The organism is Amycolatopsis sp. lyj-90, assembly GCF_046549035.1.
GTDB lineage: Bacteria > Actinomycetota > Actinomycetes > Mycobacteriales > Pseudonocardiaceae > Amycolatopsis.
The window spans coordinates 525,169-540,620 of sequence record NZ_JAJPWP010000006.1 but is presented as its reverse complement, the minus strand read 5'-3'; the positions used below and the strand labels follow the sequence as shown (position 1 = coordinate 540,620).

Below are 15,452 nucleotides of genomic sequence, written 5' to 3'. Positions count from 1 at the left end.
ACTCGGTGATGCGCTGGGTCGTGTTCGCGAAGTCAGGGAGCGAGCTCGAGGGCGAGGGTGCCGGTGAGCCGGACCTCGCGCACGTTCGTGCTTCCGGTGTCGAGGATGCGGACGGTTCCGTCGGGGGACCAGCCCGCGCGGCGGAAGAAGCCCAGTGACGCGTGATCGGTCTGGGCGACCCAGCTGATCCCGCGCGTGGCGCCGTCCTCGCGCAGCCAGGCGGACGCGTTCGCCAGCAGCCGCCCCGCGTGCCCGCGCCGTCCCCAGCGCGGTTCGACCAGCAGCGAGGCGACGAGCGCCGTCGTCGAGGCGTCGTCGGGCAGCGATCCGTCGGCGGCGGCCACCTCGCTCTCCGGAGCCCGGCCCGCGACACAGAAGCCGACGGTGAACTCGCCTTCGGTGGCGACGAAGACGCGCGTTCCCGGGTACTCGATCGTTTCGGCCCAGGTCTTCTCGAGTTCCACGACGTCGAGCTCGGCGACAGCCGCTTCGCCGAGCAGCTCCGTGTACGCGCTTCGCCAGGTGTCGCGTTGGATGCGGGCGATCTCGGGAGCGTCGGAAACGACGGCGGGGCGGACTTCGGCGACGGCCATGATGGGCAATGTAGTGGGAGCGCCGGAAACTGTCGGTGGCGGATGGCACCATGCGAACGATGAGCACTACGACCATCAGCGGGCCGGTCGCGCGCCGGATCGCCCTGGCCGCGCAAGGGTTCGCCGACGCGCGTCCCAGTGGCGCGGTGAGCAGACGGCATCTGCAGCGCGTGCTGTCGCGAACCCAGTTGCTGCAGCTGGACTCGGTGAACGTCGCGGTCCGCGCGCACTACATGCCGATCTTCTCCCGTCTCGGCGCGTACGAACCCACGCTGGTGGACGACGCGGCCTGGTCCCATTCCGCCCGTAAGCCCCGGATGCTGGTCGAATCCTGGGCGCACGAGGCGAGTCTGCTGCCGGTGGCGGACTGGCCGCTCCTGCGTTCCGGGGCGAAACGCATGGGCTGGTGGACGAATTACGCGCGCGTACTGGAGCAGACGCCGCAGCTGGTGGACGACATCCTCGCCGTGGTCAAGGAACAGGGGCCGATCGGCGCGGGCGGCATCGAGCGGGCCTTGGAAAGCAACTCGGGTGGCTACAAGCCCGGCTCGTGGTGGGAGCGGTCGGAGGTCAAGAAGGCCTGCGAGTGGCTTTTCGGCATGGGGCAGCTGACCACCGGCACCCGGCGGTCGTTCGAGCGCCTGTACGACCTGACTGAACGCGTCGTGCCGCCGGAGATCCTGTCGCTGCGGGTGAGCCCGGAGGAAGGCGCCCGCGAGCTGATCACCCGCGCGGCCATCGCGCTGGGCATCGGCACCGAACCGGACCTGCGGGACTACTACCGGCTCGGCCCCGACGTCAGCAAGCGGGCGGTGGCCGAACTGGTCGACGCGGGCGTGCTGGAACCGGTGATCGTGGACGGCTGGCCCGCGCCGGCGTACCGGCACGTCGCGGCGAAGGCGCCTCGCACGGTCACCGGTCGCGCGCTGCTGTCGCCGTTCGACCCGCTGATCTGGGAACGCGCCCGGACCGAGCGCATCTTCGACTTCTTCTACCGCATCGAGATCTACGTCCCCGAGCCGAAGCGGATCTACGGCTACTACGTGTTCCCGTTCCTTCTCGACGGCGAGCTCGTCGGTCGCGTGGACCTCAAATGCGATCGGGCCGCCGGAGTGCTTCGCGTCCAGGGCGCCTTCGCGGAGCCCGGGGTGGACGTCGCGCGAGTCGCGAGCGAACTGGCGGGGGAACTGCGGCTGATGGCGGAATGGCAGGGGCTGGACGGGGTCGTGGTGGGGGAGCGGGGCGACCTCGCTCCCGTGCTCTCGCGCCTCGTGCGCTGAGGTCCGGTTCTCCCTCGCGTAAGTGCTATGAAAGGCCCGTTACTTGCAAATTTTGCAAGTAACGGGCCTTTCATAGCACTTACGGTGACCCAGAAACGAAGCAAGGGACCTTTGCTCCCACCCCCGTGGAAAAGTGAGAGCAAAGGTCCCCCGATCCCCCTGCAGTCCGCGGCCTTACCTGGCCGCGCTGGTCACCACCGCGTCGCCGGTACCGGTCCGCGCCCGAACCTTCAGCACGACGTCACCTTCCGAAGGCGCGCTCTCCGCGACATCCAGCTCGCTCGACACCGACCCCGTCGTCGACGAAAGGTCGATCTCGGCGGCGACCCCGCCGCGGATCCCGACCCGGACCTCGCCCGAGCCGGTGGTCAGCTCCAGCGATCCGGAGGCGGCGTCCGCCACCGAGAGATCGCCGCTGCCGGTGCGCGCCAGGACCTCGCCCGCGACCTCGCCCAGCCAGACATTGCCGGTGCCGGTCGCGACCGTGGCCGAACCGCTCACCGACGACGCTTCGACGGAGCCGCTGCCGGTGCGCAGTTGCAGACCGGACAGGGTCGGCCCGAGCTTGATGGCGCCGGTGCCGGTGCGGACGATCGCCGAACCGTCGGCGCGCTCCAGGCCGACGTCGCCGGAGCCGGTCAGGATGTCGGCCCGTCCGGCGGAACCGGTCACCGTGACGTCGGCCGCCCCGGCCCGCACTTCCAGATGCGAACCGGCGGGTGCCCGGACGGTCACGGCGAGCGGGACGTTCTTCAGCTGCCAGGCCTTCGGGGCCTGGACGACCAGCCGGTTGCCGACCTTCTCGATCCGCGTCTGCGCCAGTGCGTCACCCACCGACGTCCGCGGGTCGGCGCCGAGCTGGTCGCCGAAGCGTTCCCCGACCCAGCTGAGCAGGCTCGTCATCCCGTCCACCCACGGCTGCTGCTCGCCGCCGTCACGGCGGACTTCGGCGTGGACACCGCTCTCGGCGGTCAGCTCGATGGTCACCCGGCCGATGGCCACGCTCACGTCGATCTCGATCGGGCCCTCGGCCTCGAACTCTTCGACGCGCACGGTCTCTTCACCGGCGGGAATGTTTTCCTCGGTCATTTCCGTCCCCCTCAGCCCTGGACCCAGCCGTGCAGGTGCGAACCGGCACCGCCGCCCGGCTTCTGCTTGTACTGCCAGTGCTCGCTTCCGCTCTTGCCCAGCGCCCCCTGGACGGCTTGCGAGACGAACGTGTTCAGCGAAACGCCCTGAGAGGCGGCCGCGGCTTCTGCCTGGCCTTTGACCTGCTCGAACAGGCGTAGCGTGATCCGGGTGATGTCGCCCGTGTCGACCTTGGGGGCGCGCGGGGTCTCCCGCGGCGCCTCGTGGCGGGGCGCGGACTGCTCGGCGCTCTCGCCGGAGCCGGTGACGACGACGCGCACGTCGCGGCCGTCGAGCCGGACGTCGACGACGTGTCCCGGCAGCGCCGAGGTCACTTCGGCGGCCAGATCGGCCAGGGCGTTCATGATGGTCAACCGGGCGGCGGGCTCCAGTGCCGACGACAGCAGCGCGGCAGCGCGCCGCGTCTGCTCGTCGCCGGCCGAAGCCGTGTTCGCGAGGTCCTCGCGAAGGCTTGTGATGTACGGCGTCAGATCCATGACACCACTATGACGTCACTTCTGATGTCAGTCAAGGAGTCGGTGGTGTCACCGTGATGTCGCCGGGGTGTCAGAGTGGGCTGCGGTTACGCTGCCGGAGTCGTGGAGCAGGGGTCGAAAGGGAGTGCGAACGTGGCCGAGACCGTGTCACCCAAGGTTCAACTGATCGCGAAGACGGAGTTCTTCCCGCCGTCGGACGTACCGTGGTCGACCGACGCCGACGGTGGTGAGGCGCTGGCCGAATTCGCGGGCCGGGCCTGCTACCAGTCCTGGAAGAAGCCGAACCCGAAGACGGCCACCAACGCCGGGTACCTCGAGCACATCATCGACGTCGGCCACCTGTCGGTGCTGGAGCACGGGTCCGTCAGCTTCTACATCACCGGCATCTCCCGGTCGCTGACGCACGAGCTCATCCGTCACCGTCACTTCTCGTACTCGCAGCTCTCGCAGCGCTACGTCCCGGAGCGCGACGCCGCGTTCGTCGAGCCCGACGTCATCGCGCAGGACCCGGAGCTGCACGCGAAGTTCCTCGCCGCCTCGCAGGCCGCCGTCGACGCCTACACCGAGCTGCTCGCCGGGCTGGAGGAGAAGTTCGCCGACGTGCCGAGCGCGACCCTGCGCCGCAAGCAGGCCCGCCAGGCCGCCCGCGCCGTGCTGCCGAACGCGACCGAGACCCGCATCGTCGTCACCGGCAACTACCGCGCCTGGCGCCACTTCATCGCGATGCGCGCCACCGAGCACGCCGACGTCGAGATCCGCGCCCTGGCCATCGACTGCCTGCGTGAGCTGCAGAAGGCCTCGGGCAACGTGTTCGCGGACTTCACCATCTCCGCGCTGCCCGACGGCACCGAGGTCGCGTCCAGCCCGAAGGTTCTCGAGGGCTGATGCGACGACTCGCGATCGACGTCCGGCCCGGTGAGTACGCGGTCGCCCGCCTCGCCCCGGACGCGCCGATTCCGGCGAATCTGCTCGACCCCGGCGAGCCCGTGCTGATCTCCATCACACGGACGCCGGAGGAGCTGTCGGTGATCTGCCCGGCGGGCCTCGCGCCCGCCGGGGCCACGGTCGAGGACGCCTGGCGGCTCCTGTCGGTCCGCGGGCCGCTGGCCTTCACGCTGACCGGCATCATCGCGGCGCTGTCGAGCGAACTGGCCGCCGCCGGGGTGGCACTGTTCTCGATCTCCACATTCGACACCGACCACGTGCTGGTCCGGGCCCCCGAGCTGGAACGCGCGGTGAAGGCCCTCCGAGAATCCGGGCACGAGGTCACGGTCTGATCCAGAAGCGGGGAGAAGGAACCTTTCGGGGCGCGAACGGGTCCGAGTTAGCATCCTGCGCGAACCGAAGGAGCACCGAACCTTGACCGACGAACAGACCCGTCCGTACGGGCCGCCCCAGCAGACGTATCAGGCCGCCGGCGCGCGGATCGTCGCCGGCCGATACGCCCTGCTGGGCGAGCTCGGCCGCGGCGGGATGGGGATCGTCTGGCGCGCTCAGGACCAGGTGATCGGCCGCCAGGTGGCGATCAAGGAGCTGAAGTTCCCGAACGCTCCCGAGGACGCCTCGGTGCTCACGGAGCGGATGCTGCGCGAGGTCCGCTCCGCCGGGCGCCTCAACGACCCGGCCGTGGTCACCGTGTTCGACGTCGTCACCGAGAACAGCGCCACCTACATCGTGATGGAGCTGGTCGAGGCGCCGACGCTGGCCGATCTGGTCCGCGAGCGCGGGCCCCTGCCCGCCCAGCAGGTCGCGCTGGTGGGGGAGCGGGTGCTGTCCGCGCTGCGGGCCGCGCACGCCGCCGGGATCGTGCACCGCGACGTCAAACCCGCGAACATCATGGTCGCGCCGGACGGCCGGGTGAAGCTCACCGACTTCGGCATCGCCCACGCCGCCGACGACCCGCGCCTGACCACCAGCGGCATGATCGTCGGCTCGCCCGCGTTCATGGCGCCGGAACGGGTCGAAGGCCGCGACGCGATGCCCGAATCCGACCTCTGGTCGCTGGGCACGACACTGTTCTTCGCCGCCGAGGGCATCGTCGCGTTCGAACGGTCGACCACCGCGGCCACCCTGCACGCGATCATGACCGAGGCGCCGTACCTGACCAGGGTCCAGGGCCCGCTGGCCGCCGCGATCCTCGGCCTGCTGGTCACCAAACCCGAAGCGCGGATGTCGTACGACCAGGTGGGCAGCCTGCTCTCGGCCGCGCAGGGCGTGCAGGCCCAGCCGACCCCGCCCTCGGGCGGCACGGCGATGCTGCACCCCGGCCAGCCGATGACCCGGCTCGCGCCCGCCCCGGCGAAGCGCAACCTCCGGCCGCTGTGGCTCAGCCTGGCCGCGGTCGCCGTGATCGGCGCGCTGGTCGGCGGGATCTTCCTCGGCCGCTGGATGGTCGCGCCCGAGGTGAGCAAGCAGGCGCAGCCCACTTTGACCTACGGCATCAACGGACAGGTCAAACTCGACTCGTCCTTGGGCGACTGCTACAACGTGCCGCTCAAAGACGGCATCAACCTGGCCGACAGCATCAGCTGTGACAAGGACCACCTGCTGGAGGTCTTCGCCAAGGGCAGCCTGCTCGACGTCGAGTCCTCTTCGGACGACGACGCGCAGGAAGCCGCGTATCCCGGCGCCGAAGCCGTCAGCCGGATCGCCGAAGCGCTGTGTTCGGCGACCTTCAACTCGAACGCCGTCCCGGCGGCGCAGCGGTCGGCGCTGATCTGGCGCCCCGTCGTGCCGACCGAGGCCGAATGGCTCCGTCCGCCCACCGAGGAGAATCGGAACTACTCCCGCGGGTTCTTCTGCCTGCTCGCCAAGGCCGACGGCAGCCAGATCCCGTCGCCGATCAAGACCAAGGTCAAATAGGTCACAGAGAGTTTGCGCCGAGTTCGCCCCAACCACGGAAAATCTCCCGCATTCGTAGGGAACGACCACGTCGGCAAGGGGTTCGGCGGGCGCAGGAGGTACCTTCACACCATGTCCACTCCACCCACCGCAGCGCCGGGAAGACCGTTCGGGCGCGTGCTCACCGCGATGGCCACCCCCTTCGACGCCGACGGCGCGCTGGACCTGAAGCGGGCGCAGGAGCTGGCCGAACACCTCGTGGATCTGGGCAACGACGGTCTTGTCGTGAACGGCACGACCGGCGAAAGCCCGACCACGACGGACGCCGAAAAGGCCGAACTGGTCCGTGCCGTCGTCGAAGCCGTCGGTGATCGCGCGACGATCGTCGCCGGGGCGGGCACGAACAACACCGCGCACAGCGTCGAGCAGGCGAAGCAGGCCGAAGCGGCGGGCGCCCACGGCGTCCTCGTCGTCACCCCGTACTACTCGCGGCCCAGCCAGGCGGGGCTCTACGCGCACTTCACCACGGTCGCCGACGCCTCCGGCCTGCCCGTGATGCTCTACGACATCCCGCCGCGCTCGATCGTCCCCATCGAGGTCGACACGCTGCTGCGGCTCGCCGAGCATCCCCGCATCCTCGCGGTCAAGGACGCCAAGGGTGATCTGATCGCCGGCTCCGAGGTCATCGCGAACTCGCAGCTCGCCTACTACTCCGGCGACGACGGTCTCAACCTGCCGTGGGTCGCCGTCGGCGGCGCGGGCGTGGTCAGCGTGATCGGGCACGTCGTGGCGGGCCGGATCCGCGGCATGATGGACGCCTACGAATCCGGCGACACCTCCACCGCGCGCACCAACCACCGCGGCATGCTGCCCGTTCTGCGGGCGATGTCCCGTGTCGGCGGTGTCGCGTTCTCGAAGGCCGCCCTGCGACTTCGCGGTTTCGACATCGGAGACCCGCGGCTGCCCATCGTGGCCGCGAGCGACGAGCAGCTCCAGGCGATTTCAGCCGATCTCGCCCAGGGTGGCGTGCCGCTCGGTGAAAGCGCCGCCAGTGACTGGCATGGTGCTCGGGTGGCACAAGCAGATTCAGCGGCGGCCTACACGGCGCCGACCTCACATACCAGCGTAGGGACCATGCCTCGGTGAGTTCATTGCCAACCGGACCCGGACCGACCACCCCGCCGCCCGCGCTGCCCGAAGGCGCCTTGCGCGTCGTGGCGCTCGGCGGGATCGGCGAAGTCGGCCGCAACATGACCGTCTTCGAATTCGGCGGCCGTCTGCTGATCGTCGACTGCGGAGTCCTCTTCCCCGAAGACGACCAGCCCGGCGTCGACCTGATCCTGCCCGACTTCCGTGCGATCGAAGACCGCCTCGAGGACATCGACGGCCTCGTCCTCACCCACGGGCACGAGGACCACATCGGCGCCGTCCCGTTCCTGCTGCGGCTGTTCCCCGACCTGAAGATCTACGGTTCGCGGTTCACGAACGCGCTGCTCGCGGCCAAGGCCAAGGAGCACCGCCAGCGGCCGAACCTGATCGAGGTCCGCGAGGGGGAGCGCCGCACGGTCGGCGCCTTCGACCTCGAGTTCTTCGCGGTCAACCACTCGATCCCGGACGCGCTCGCGGTGGCCATCCGCACGCCCGCGGGGGTCGTGCTGCACACCGGTGACATCAAGCTCGACCAGCTTCCGCTCGACGGCAGGCTGACCGACCTCGCCGGGTTCTCCCGGCTCGGCGACGAGGGCGTGGACCTGTTCTGCGTCGACTCGACCAACGCCGAGGTGCCCGGGTTCGTCATGCCGGAACGCGACATCGGCCCGGTGCTCGACGACGTCGTCCGCAAGGTCGGCCAGCGCGTCATCGTCGCCTGCTTCGCGAGCCACGTGCACCGCGTCCAGCAGGTGCTCGACGCCGCCGTGCGGCACGGCCGCCGGGTCGCCTTCGTCGGCCGGTCGATGGTCCGCAACATGGGCATCGCCGCCGACCTCGGCCTGCTGAACGTGCCCGACGGCCTGCTGGTCAACCTCGACCAGGCCAGTGACCTGCCCGAGAGCAAGGTGCTGTTCGTGTCGACCGGTTCGCAGGGCGAGCCGCTGTCGGCGCTTTCGCGGATGGCGCGCGGCGAGCACCGGCAGATCTCGATCCGCGCGGGTGACACCGTCGTGCTCGCCAGCTCGATGATCCCCGGCAACGAGACAGCCGTCTTCGGCGTCGTCAACGGCCTCACCCGGCTCGGCGCGAACGTCGTGCACCAGGGCAACGCCAAGGTGCACGTGTCCGGCCACGCGTCGGCGGGCGAGCTGCTGTACCTGTACAACGCGGTGCGCCCCAGCAACGTCATGCCGGTGCACGGCGAGTGGAAGCACCTGCGTGCCAACGGTGAACTGGCCGTGCGCACCGGCGTCGCGCCGGAGAACGTGGTCATCGCCGAGGACGGCGTCGTGGTCGACCTCGTCGACGGCAAGGCCTCGCGCACCGGCCGGGTCGAGGTCGGGCACGTGTACGTCGACGGCCTCTCGGTCGGCGACGTCGGGGAGTCGACCCTGTCCGACAGGCTCGTGCTCGGCGAGGGCGGCTTCATCGCCATCACGGTCGCCGTCGACACCAGCACCGGCCGCGCGGTCACCAAGCCGACGGTGTCCGGGCGCGGGTTCTCCGACGACCCGAAGGCGCTCGACGCCGTGCTCCCGATGGTGGAGATGGAACTCGCCAGGACCGAGGCCGAAGGCATCACCGACACGCACCGCATCGCGCAGGCCGTGCGCCGCGTCGTCGGCCGCTGGGTCGCCGACACCTACCGGCGCCGTCCGATGATCGTGCCGACGGTCATCCCCGTCTAGCGGGTCGTGAGTGGCGATTCGGGTTCTGGTGGACCGGTATTTGCCTCCCTGCGCGTGACCAGGGCGAAATTGAGGTGCGGTAGTCGAGGGGTCGCTCCGGTCTCGGAGCTCGATGACACCGGAATCTCGCCGCGGCAGGTTCGAGTGTGGAGGATTTGGGACGTTGAACGTCCTAAATCCTCCACACTCGGCCACCTCACCATCCAGAACAAGCGCTACAACCTCACCGAGCTGACATCAGGATCCACGCTTTCCGGCGCCCCTTTCCCACCTGAAGTACATGAAGGCCCCCTTCCTTGCGTTAGGCGCAAGGAAGGGGGCCTTCATGTACTTGTGGAAGGAGCCTTCACGCGCCAGCGTTGTGACGTACCGCGGTCCGTGACCCAGCCGTTCCGGATGTCGCGAAAGCCACTTTCGCGACATCAGACGTCCCGGAAGTGGCTTTCGCGACACGGCCGCCCTGCATCACGGACCGGCTGTCACCTGCGCCTTCCCCTTACTCAGTCGAGTACCGGGCCCTTCTCGCGCATAATCTCCGCATGGTGATGGTGGGGGTGCACGTCATAGGGGCGCTGGCGGGTGTCGCGCTCGGAGTGGGCGCGGTCTTTCTGGGGCGGATGTTCATCGAGGGCGCTCGCCGCGACCGGCGGCTGCGGCCCGAGCTGATCGCCGCTGGGGTACGACGGGATCGCTGGGAACTCGCGGTCGCGAAGATGGACAGCGAGGACGCCGCGGAGCGTCTCGAGAGCTTCACGGACCTGGAGCGGTACGGGCGAGAAGACCCCGACGCGCGCGAAGACATCATCGAGCTGACCTGCACCTATCTGCGCAGGCCCTTCCGGTTCCCGGTCGAAGACGAGCAAGAGTTCGAGATCCGGCTCGCCGCGCAGGGTTTGCTCACCCGGCACCTCCGACGCTCGGGGAGCCTCGAATTCTGGGAAGTCGACGAGCTGGACCTGCGGGACGCCGTGCTCGTCGAGCTGGATTTCGCGGACTGCGATCTCAGCGGCGCGGACTTCGGCGACGGCGTGATCGTCGGCGGGAACTTCCGGCGCGCCCGCTTCCAGCGCTTCGCGAACTTCGAGCGAACATGGTTCACCGGTGAGACCGACTTCCGCGCGGCGACCTTTCCCCGGAACGCCAGCTTCAACGCCGCGATGTTCGCCGGGGTGACCACGTTCGCCGAGGCGGAGTTCCAAGACCGCGTGGACTTCGGCTACGCGCGAGTGGAGAAGCCGGACGAGGCTCACTCGTGGCCTTCTCCCTGGTACGTCTGGGTGGCTTCGCCGGTCGCGCAGGGACGGCTTGTGCCGCGTAAGAGCTAACGGGCCGCCGCCGCCATCAGCAGCGCGAAGGCGATCGTGATCGCCTGACCGAACAGGGCGTTGCGGGCTTTGCGCTGTTCCGCACGAGTGGGCCGGTTCATCACGGATTCCCCCGGTTTCGAGTGTTTTCCTTACGTGGCAAGTGTTCCGTGACCCGACGCCGGGCGCCTCCCGCCTCGGTAGGGTTCGCCTACGCCGCAGGTCGGAGCCTTCCCCTAGGGGTGGGGTCGGCGTACCCTCGGACGCCCTTGGAGCCCCAGACCGGGAGAGTCGATGGGACGCCACACCACCGCCCGGACCCGAAGACGGATGCTGCTCCCGCTGCTGGCGCTCGCGCTGGCGGCCGTGCTCGGCGCGGCCACCTGGGTGGCGGTGGCCATGGCGCGATCCGATCCCGGCTGCGAGTCCGCGCGGGTGGTCGTCGCCGCGTCGCCGGACATCGCCCCCGCCGTCACCGAGACCGCTCGTGACCTCGCGCTCGCCTGTGTCGCTTTCGACGTTCAGCCCCGGGAATCCCTCCAGATGGCGGAGGAGCTGTCCGGGACCGCGCCGAAGCCTCAAGCCTGGATCCCGTCTTCGACGCTGTTCCTCAGGCGTGCCAACGGTGTCCCGCTCTCCGGGCCGTCGGTGGCCAGTTCGCCGGTGGTGCTCGCGGTCGCGGAACCCGTCGCGAGCGGGCTCGGCTGGCCGCGCAAGACGCTGACCTGGCCAGACGTCCTCGGTAGTACCGGAATCGTCGCCGGAATGCCGGATCCCGCGCGCGACCCCGTCGGCGTCTCCGCGCTGCAGGCACTCCGCGACGTCACGAAGGGCGCCTCGGATCCCGCCGGCGCGTACGTGGCCTTGCTCCGGAAGTTCGCCGCCAACACCTTCGACGCGACGTCCACGTCGCTGACGGTGTTCCCCGCGTCGGAGAACGCGGTGCTGCGGCACAACGCCGAGCTTTCCGACGGCGAGGCCGCCCTGGTGGCCGCGTACTCACCCGCGTCGCCGTCACTCGACTACCCGTTCGTCGAGATCGCGGGCGCGACTCCGCAGCAGGGCAAGGCGGTCGCGGAGCTGAAGCGGGCGCTGCTCAACGGTGCCGCGACGAGCACGCGCTCCGGTCTCCGCGCTCCTGGCGGGCAGGCGTTGCGGCTGACCGAAACCGATCAGCGCGTTTCGGCGCAGGGGCAGCGCAGCGCCGAGATCCCGGCCGCCGCCGAGGTCGACAAAGCGCTCAGCCAGTGGGCGGGCGTGAACGCGAGCGCCCGGGTGCAGGTGCTCATCGATGTCTCGGGTTCGATGAGCGCGCCGGTCCCGGGCACCGGCAAGTCCCGGCTCCAGATCACGCTGGAAGCGGCGGAAAACGCCCTGCACCTGTTCAAATCCACGTCACAGGTCCGTTTCCTGGCCTTCGCGACCAAAGTGGACGGTGAGCGCGACTACCGGGAGATCCTGCCGATGGCGCCGGTCGGGCGGCAGCTGGCCGCGGTCGACAGGTTGCGCGCGGTCCGCGCCGTCCCCGACGGGCAGACCGGGCTCTACGACAGTGTCCTCGACGTCTATCGGCTGGCGCACAAGGAATGGGAGCCGGAGAAGCTGAACCTGGTCATCGTGATGACCGACGGCCGCAACACCGATCCCGGCGGCATCAGCCGCGAGAACCTGCTGACCGAGCTGGGAAAGCTGCGCGACCGGAACCGCCCGGTGCCGTTGATCGCCATCGGGATCGGCCCGGACGCCGACGAGACCGAACTCCGGCAGCTCGTCGCGCCCGCCGGTGGGCAGGCCTTCCTCAGCCGGGATCCCGCGAAGATCGGGGAGGTGTTTTACGGGGCTCTCGGCCGGATCGCCGGCGCTGGATGAAGTAGACGCCGAGGATCACCGCCAGGCTGAGCAGGCTCAGGTACAGCTGGGCGCGGGTGTCCGAGTCCACGAACAGCATCGACGCGACCACGGCGAGCGTCCCGGCGAGGGTCAGCCAGCTCAGCCATGGGTAGCCCCACATGCGCAGCTTCAGCCGTTCCGGTGCCTCGGCTTCCAGGCGGCGCCGCATCCGGAGCTGGGAGCCGGCGATGATCGCGTAGACGAACAACGCGACGGCGCCCGCGGAGTTGATGATGAAGTAGAAGATCTTGTCCGGTGACACGAAGTTCATCACCACGGCGACGTAACCGACCGAAGTGGACACGAGGATCGCCTTCCACGGCACGCCACGCCGGTTCGTGTCCGCGATCCATCTCGGCGCCCAGCCGTTGCCGTGCAACGCGAACAGCATGCGGGAAGCGGTGTACAGCCCGGAATTCAGCACCGACAGCACGGCCGTGAGCACCACCGCGCTGACGATCGTCTCGGCCGCGGGGATGCCGAACCGGCCGAACGCGGCGGCGAACGGGCTCGTCGTGGTCGGGATGTCGCGCCAGCCGGTGATCATCACCAGCAGCGTCACCGAACCGACGTAGAACACGATGACCCGCCAGACGATCGACGAGGTCGCCTTCCGCACGGCCGTTTCGGGCTCCCGTGACTCGGCGGCGGCGATGGTGACGATCTCCGCGCCGAAGTAGGAGAAGATCACGATCACCACGCCGTGCACCACCGAGAACGGGCCGTTGGCCAGGAAACCGTCCTGCGCGATGTTGCCGACCGAGAACGAGCCGCCGGGCCAGGCGCCGAGCACGAACAGGATGCCCACCACGAGGAACACCACGATCGTGGCGATCTTGACCGACGCGAGCCAGAACTCCGTCTCCCCGAACGACCGGGCCGAGGCGAGGTTGGTCGCGGTCAGCAGCAGCATCAGCACGAGCGAGAAGATCCACTGCGGCACAACGGGAATCCAGGTCTGGAGGATCTTCGCCCCGGCGACGGCCTCGAACGCGACCACGCCGACCCAGAAGTACCAGTACAGCCAGCCGACGGTGAAACCCGCCCAGCCGCCGAGCGAGGTCCGCGCGTATTCCATGAAGGAACCCTGCGACGGCGCGGCCGTCGCCATTTCGCCGAGCATCCGCATCACCAGCACGACGATCAGGCCGCCGATGGCGTAGGAGAGGACGGCCGCCGGGCCGACGGTGTGGATGACCGCGCCGCTGCCGATGAACAGGCTCGCGCCGATGATGCCGCCCAGCGCGATCATCCGGACGTGGCGTTGCCGCAGGTCCGGGCGCAGGCCCGCCCGCTCGGTCGTCCGTTCCGGGGTGGTTTCGGCGCCCATTCGCGGTTACCTCCTGTCGCCAGTGGCGTGAATCGCGGGATTGTCGCACCGCAAGAGCCGGAGGAAAAGTGTTTGCGCAACCCCCGGTGAACAGGCCGATGTGGACTCTGCGAACCTAGGCACCTCCACCGCGCGTTCCGAGGAGCTCTTCGATGCCGCACGCCGTCCTCCGGTTCCTGCCTGCCGTCGCCCTGGCCGCCGTGCTCGCGGGCTGTTCGGACGAGGCACCCCAAGCCCAGACGGCGCCGCCCGGGTCGTCACCGCTGGCGCAGCAGGCCGCCGTTCCGTTCAACGACGCCGATGTCGCCTTCGCGCGGCAGGCCCTCGCGCATCACCAGCAGGGCGTGGATCTGGCTTCCCTGGCGGAAACCCGGGCGGACGACGCCCGGCTGAAGGCGCTCGCGAAGCGGGTCATCGACACGCACGAACCGGAGATCGCGCGGCTTTCCGGGCTCATCGAGTCCTGGGGCCAGCCCGCTCCGGACGACCCGAACCTCGAACACATCCAGCGCGACGGCTACATCAGCCCGGGTGACATGGCGGAACTGGCCGGACTGTCCGGAAAGGACTTCGACCGCCAGTTCGTCGCGCGGCTGATCCGCCAGCGCGAGTCGGGTGTCCGCATCGCCGACGCCGAAACCCAGCACGGCCGCAACCCCGACGCCCGCGATCTCGCCGCGACGACTTCGCGTTCGCAGCAGCAGGAGATCGGCGATCTACGGGGCCTCCAGAACGGTTGAGTCCGTCTGGACCACGTTCGAGTTCAGCTGCACGATGTACGCGCCGGTCAACAGGACGACCGCGCCCGCAGCTTGGATCCAGCTGAGCGCCTCGCCCAGCAGCAGCCAGGCGGCGGCCGCGGCGATCAGCGGCTCCACCAGCCCGACGACACTCGCCACCGACGCCGGGAGATGGCGCAGCGCCGCCATCCCCGTCGCGTAGGCGATGACGGTCGCGATCAGCACCAGCGCGATCAGCAGTGACCACACCGGCGGATGCCACGGCCCGAACGGCGCCGGGGTGCCGAGGACACCCCACGGGATCGTCCACGGTGGAGCGACCGCGCAGACCAGGACCGCCCCGACCGTCATCCCCCAGGTGACCATGCCGAGCGGATCCCGGTCCGCGACGCCGCGTTCCCCGAGCAGGAAGTACCCCGCCGAACAGACGGCCGCGCCCAGTCCGGCGAGCAACCCGACGACGTCCAGGCTGAGGCCTTCCCAAACCTGCGCGACCAGGACGAGCCCGGTCATCGCCAGCGCGATCCCCGCCCACATCGCCCTCGGCAGCCGCACGCGGCGGACGAACCGCACCCACAGCGCGATCAGCACCGGCGAGGTGAACTCGAGCAGGATCGCGATCCCGACCGGGATCCGGCCCGCCGCGAGGAAGTACATGAGCTGGACGCCGGCCACGCCGAGCGAGCCGTACGCCAGCAGCAGCGGCCACTCGCGCTTCGTCACTTTGAGCAGCTTCGGCCGGAAGACGGCGACCAGCGCGAGCAGCACGATCGCCGACAGTCCGATGCGGATCGCCGCGACCTGCTCCGGTGACATCCCCGCCTGCATCGCCGGTTTGCCCAGCACGCCCGACGTCCCGAAGAAGAGCGCGGCGAGCAGGATGAGCACGATGCCCCGGCCGCGGTGCGCGACGTGCTGAGCGGGGGAGGCGAGTTCGGCGGTCACGGCCGGAGGGTAGAGGCCGGGCGACGGCGGGGCGAGCCGTTTTCCCAGCGGCTGGTGGCAGCTG

14 protein-coding genes are annotated in these 15,452 nt (G+C 69.7%); 9 read left to right on the top strand and 5 right to left on the bottom strand.

What is annotated here, in order from left to right; genetic code table 11:
- Positions 1–32: 32 nt before the first annotated feature.
- The gene (locus tag ACLJPX_RS25805; RefSeq protein ID WP_410602395.1) at positions 33–593 is read right to left on the bottom strand and encodes a GNAT family N-acetyltransferase; all 561 of its coding nucleotides are present in this window, start codon (positions 591–593) and stop codon (positions 33–35) included.
- A gap of 59 nt (positions 594–652) precedes the next feature.
- On the opposite strand from ACLJPX_RS25805, the gene ACLJPX_RS25800 reads away from it, so the two are divergent.
- A complete protein-coding gene (locus ACLJPX_RS25800) occupies positions 653–1,873 on the top strand; it encodes a winged helix-turn-helix domain-containing protein (protein WP_410602393.1) in 1,221 nt (406 codons plus the stop codon).
- Positions 1,874–2,047: 174 nt separating this feature from the next.
- Here the strand turns inward: ACLJPX_RS25800 and ACLJPX_RS25795 are convergent, their stop codons facing one another.
- Positions 2,048–2,962 (bottom strand): DUF4097 family beta strand repeat-containing protein, encoded by a 915-nt coding sequence (locus ACLJPX_RS25795; RefSeq protein ID WP_101606301.1) that lies wholly within the window; start codon positions 2,960–2,962, stop codon positions 2,048–2,050.
- 11 nt (positions 2,963–2,973) lie between these two features.
- A complete protein-coding gene (locus ACLJPX_RS25790; protein WP_101606302.1) occupies positions 2,974–3,498 on the bottom strand; it encodes a toxin-antitoxin system HicB family antitoxin in 525 nt (174 codons plus the stop codon).
- Positions 3,499–3,630: 132 nt separating this feature from the next.
- Between ACLJPX_RS25790 and thyX the strand changes: the two genes are divergently transcribed.
- The 7 genes from thyX (at position 3,631) to ACLJPX_RS25755 (ending at position 12,352) form a co-directional block, all read left to right on the top strand.
- On the top strand, positions 3,631–4,383 hold the full coding sequence (thyX, locus tag ACLJPX_RS25785) for an FAD-dependent thymidylate synthase (protein WP_005156312.1): 753 nt from the start codon (positions 3,631–3,633) through the stop codon (positions 4,381–4,383).
- Positions 4,383–4,775 carry an ACT domain-containing protein gene (locus ACLJPX_RS25780; RefSeq protein ID WP_101606303.1) on the top strand — a complete coding sequence of 131 codons (393 nt, stop codon included), beginning with the start codon at positions 4,383–4,385 and terminating at the stop codon, positions 4,773–4,775. The genes thyX and ACLJPX_RS25780 overlap by 1 nt, the downstream gene beginning before the upstream one ends.
- Positions 4,776–4,857: 82 nt before the next feature.
- Entirely contained in the window at positions 4,858–6,360 is a 1,503-nt protein-coding gene (locus ACLJPX_RS25775; protein ID WP_410602390.1) for a protein kinase domain-containing protein, read from the top strand.
- A 111-nt stretch (positions 6,361–6,471) separates the two neighbouring features.
- Positions 6,472–7,485, top strand: coding sequence for a 4-hydroxy-tetrahydrodipicolinate synthase (gene dapA / locus ACLJPX_RS25770; protein WP_410602388.1), 1,014 nt, complete (start codon positions 6,472–6,474; stop codon positions 7,483–7,485).
- Entirely contained in the window at positions 7,482–9,179 is a 1,698-nt protein-coding gene (locus tag ACLJPX_RS25765; protein ID WP_410602386.1) for a ribonuclease J, read from the top strand. The genes dapA and ACLJPX_RS25765 overlap by 4 nt, the downstream gene beginning before the upstream one ends.
- 539 nt (positions 9,180–9,718) lie before the next feature.
- Positions 9,719–10,504 carry a pentapeptide repeat-containing protein gene (locus ACLJPX_RS25760; RefSeq protein ID WP_410602384.1) on the top strand — a complete coding sequence of 262 codons (786 nt, stop codon included), beginning with the start codon at positions 9,719–9,721 and terminating at the stop codon, positions 10,502–10,504.
- Positions 10,505–10,777: 273 nt separating this feature from the next.
- Positions 10,778–12,352 carry a VWA domain-containing protein gene (locus tag ACLJPX_RS25755; RefSeq protein WP_410602382.1) on the top strand — a complete coding sequence of 525 codons (1,575 nt, stop codon included), beginning with the start codon at positions 10,778–10,780 and terminating at the stop codon, positions 12,350–12,352.
- On the opposite strand, the gene ACLJPX_RS25750 is transcribed toward ACLJPX_RS25755, so the two are convergent.
- The gene (locus ACLJPX_RS25750) at positions 12,282–13,703 is read right to left on the bottom strand and encodes an amino acid permease (protein ID WP_410602380.1); all 1,422 of its coding nucleotides are present in this window, start codon (positions 13,701–13,703) and stop codon (positions 12,282–12,284) included. The genes ACLJPX_RS25755 and ACLJPX_RS25750 overlap by 71 nt on opposite strands.
- A gap of 152 nt (positions 13,704–13,855) precedes the next feature.
- Between ACLJPX_RS25750 and ACLJPX_RS25745 the strand changes: the two genes are divergently transcribed.
- Positions 13,856–14,443: a DUF305 domain-containing protein gene (locus ACLJPX_RS25745; protein ID WP_410602378.1), complete on the top strand. Its 588-nt coding sequence runs from the start codon at positions 13,856–13,858 to the stop codon at positions 14,441–14,443.
- On the opposite strand, the gene ACLJPX_RS25740 is transcribed toward ACLJPX_RS25745, so the two are convergent.
- Positions 14,420–15,388, bottom strand: coding sequence for an EamA family transporter (locus tag ACLJPX_RS25740; protein WP_410602376.1), 969 nt, complete (start codon positions 15,386–15,388; stop codon positions 14,420–14,422). The two genes, ACLJPX_RS25745 and ACLJPX_RS25740, sit on opposite strands and share 24 nt — an antisense overlap.
- Between the last annotated feature and the right edge of the window lie 64 nt (positions 15,389–15,452).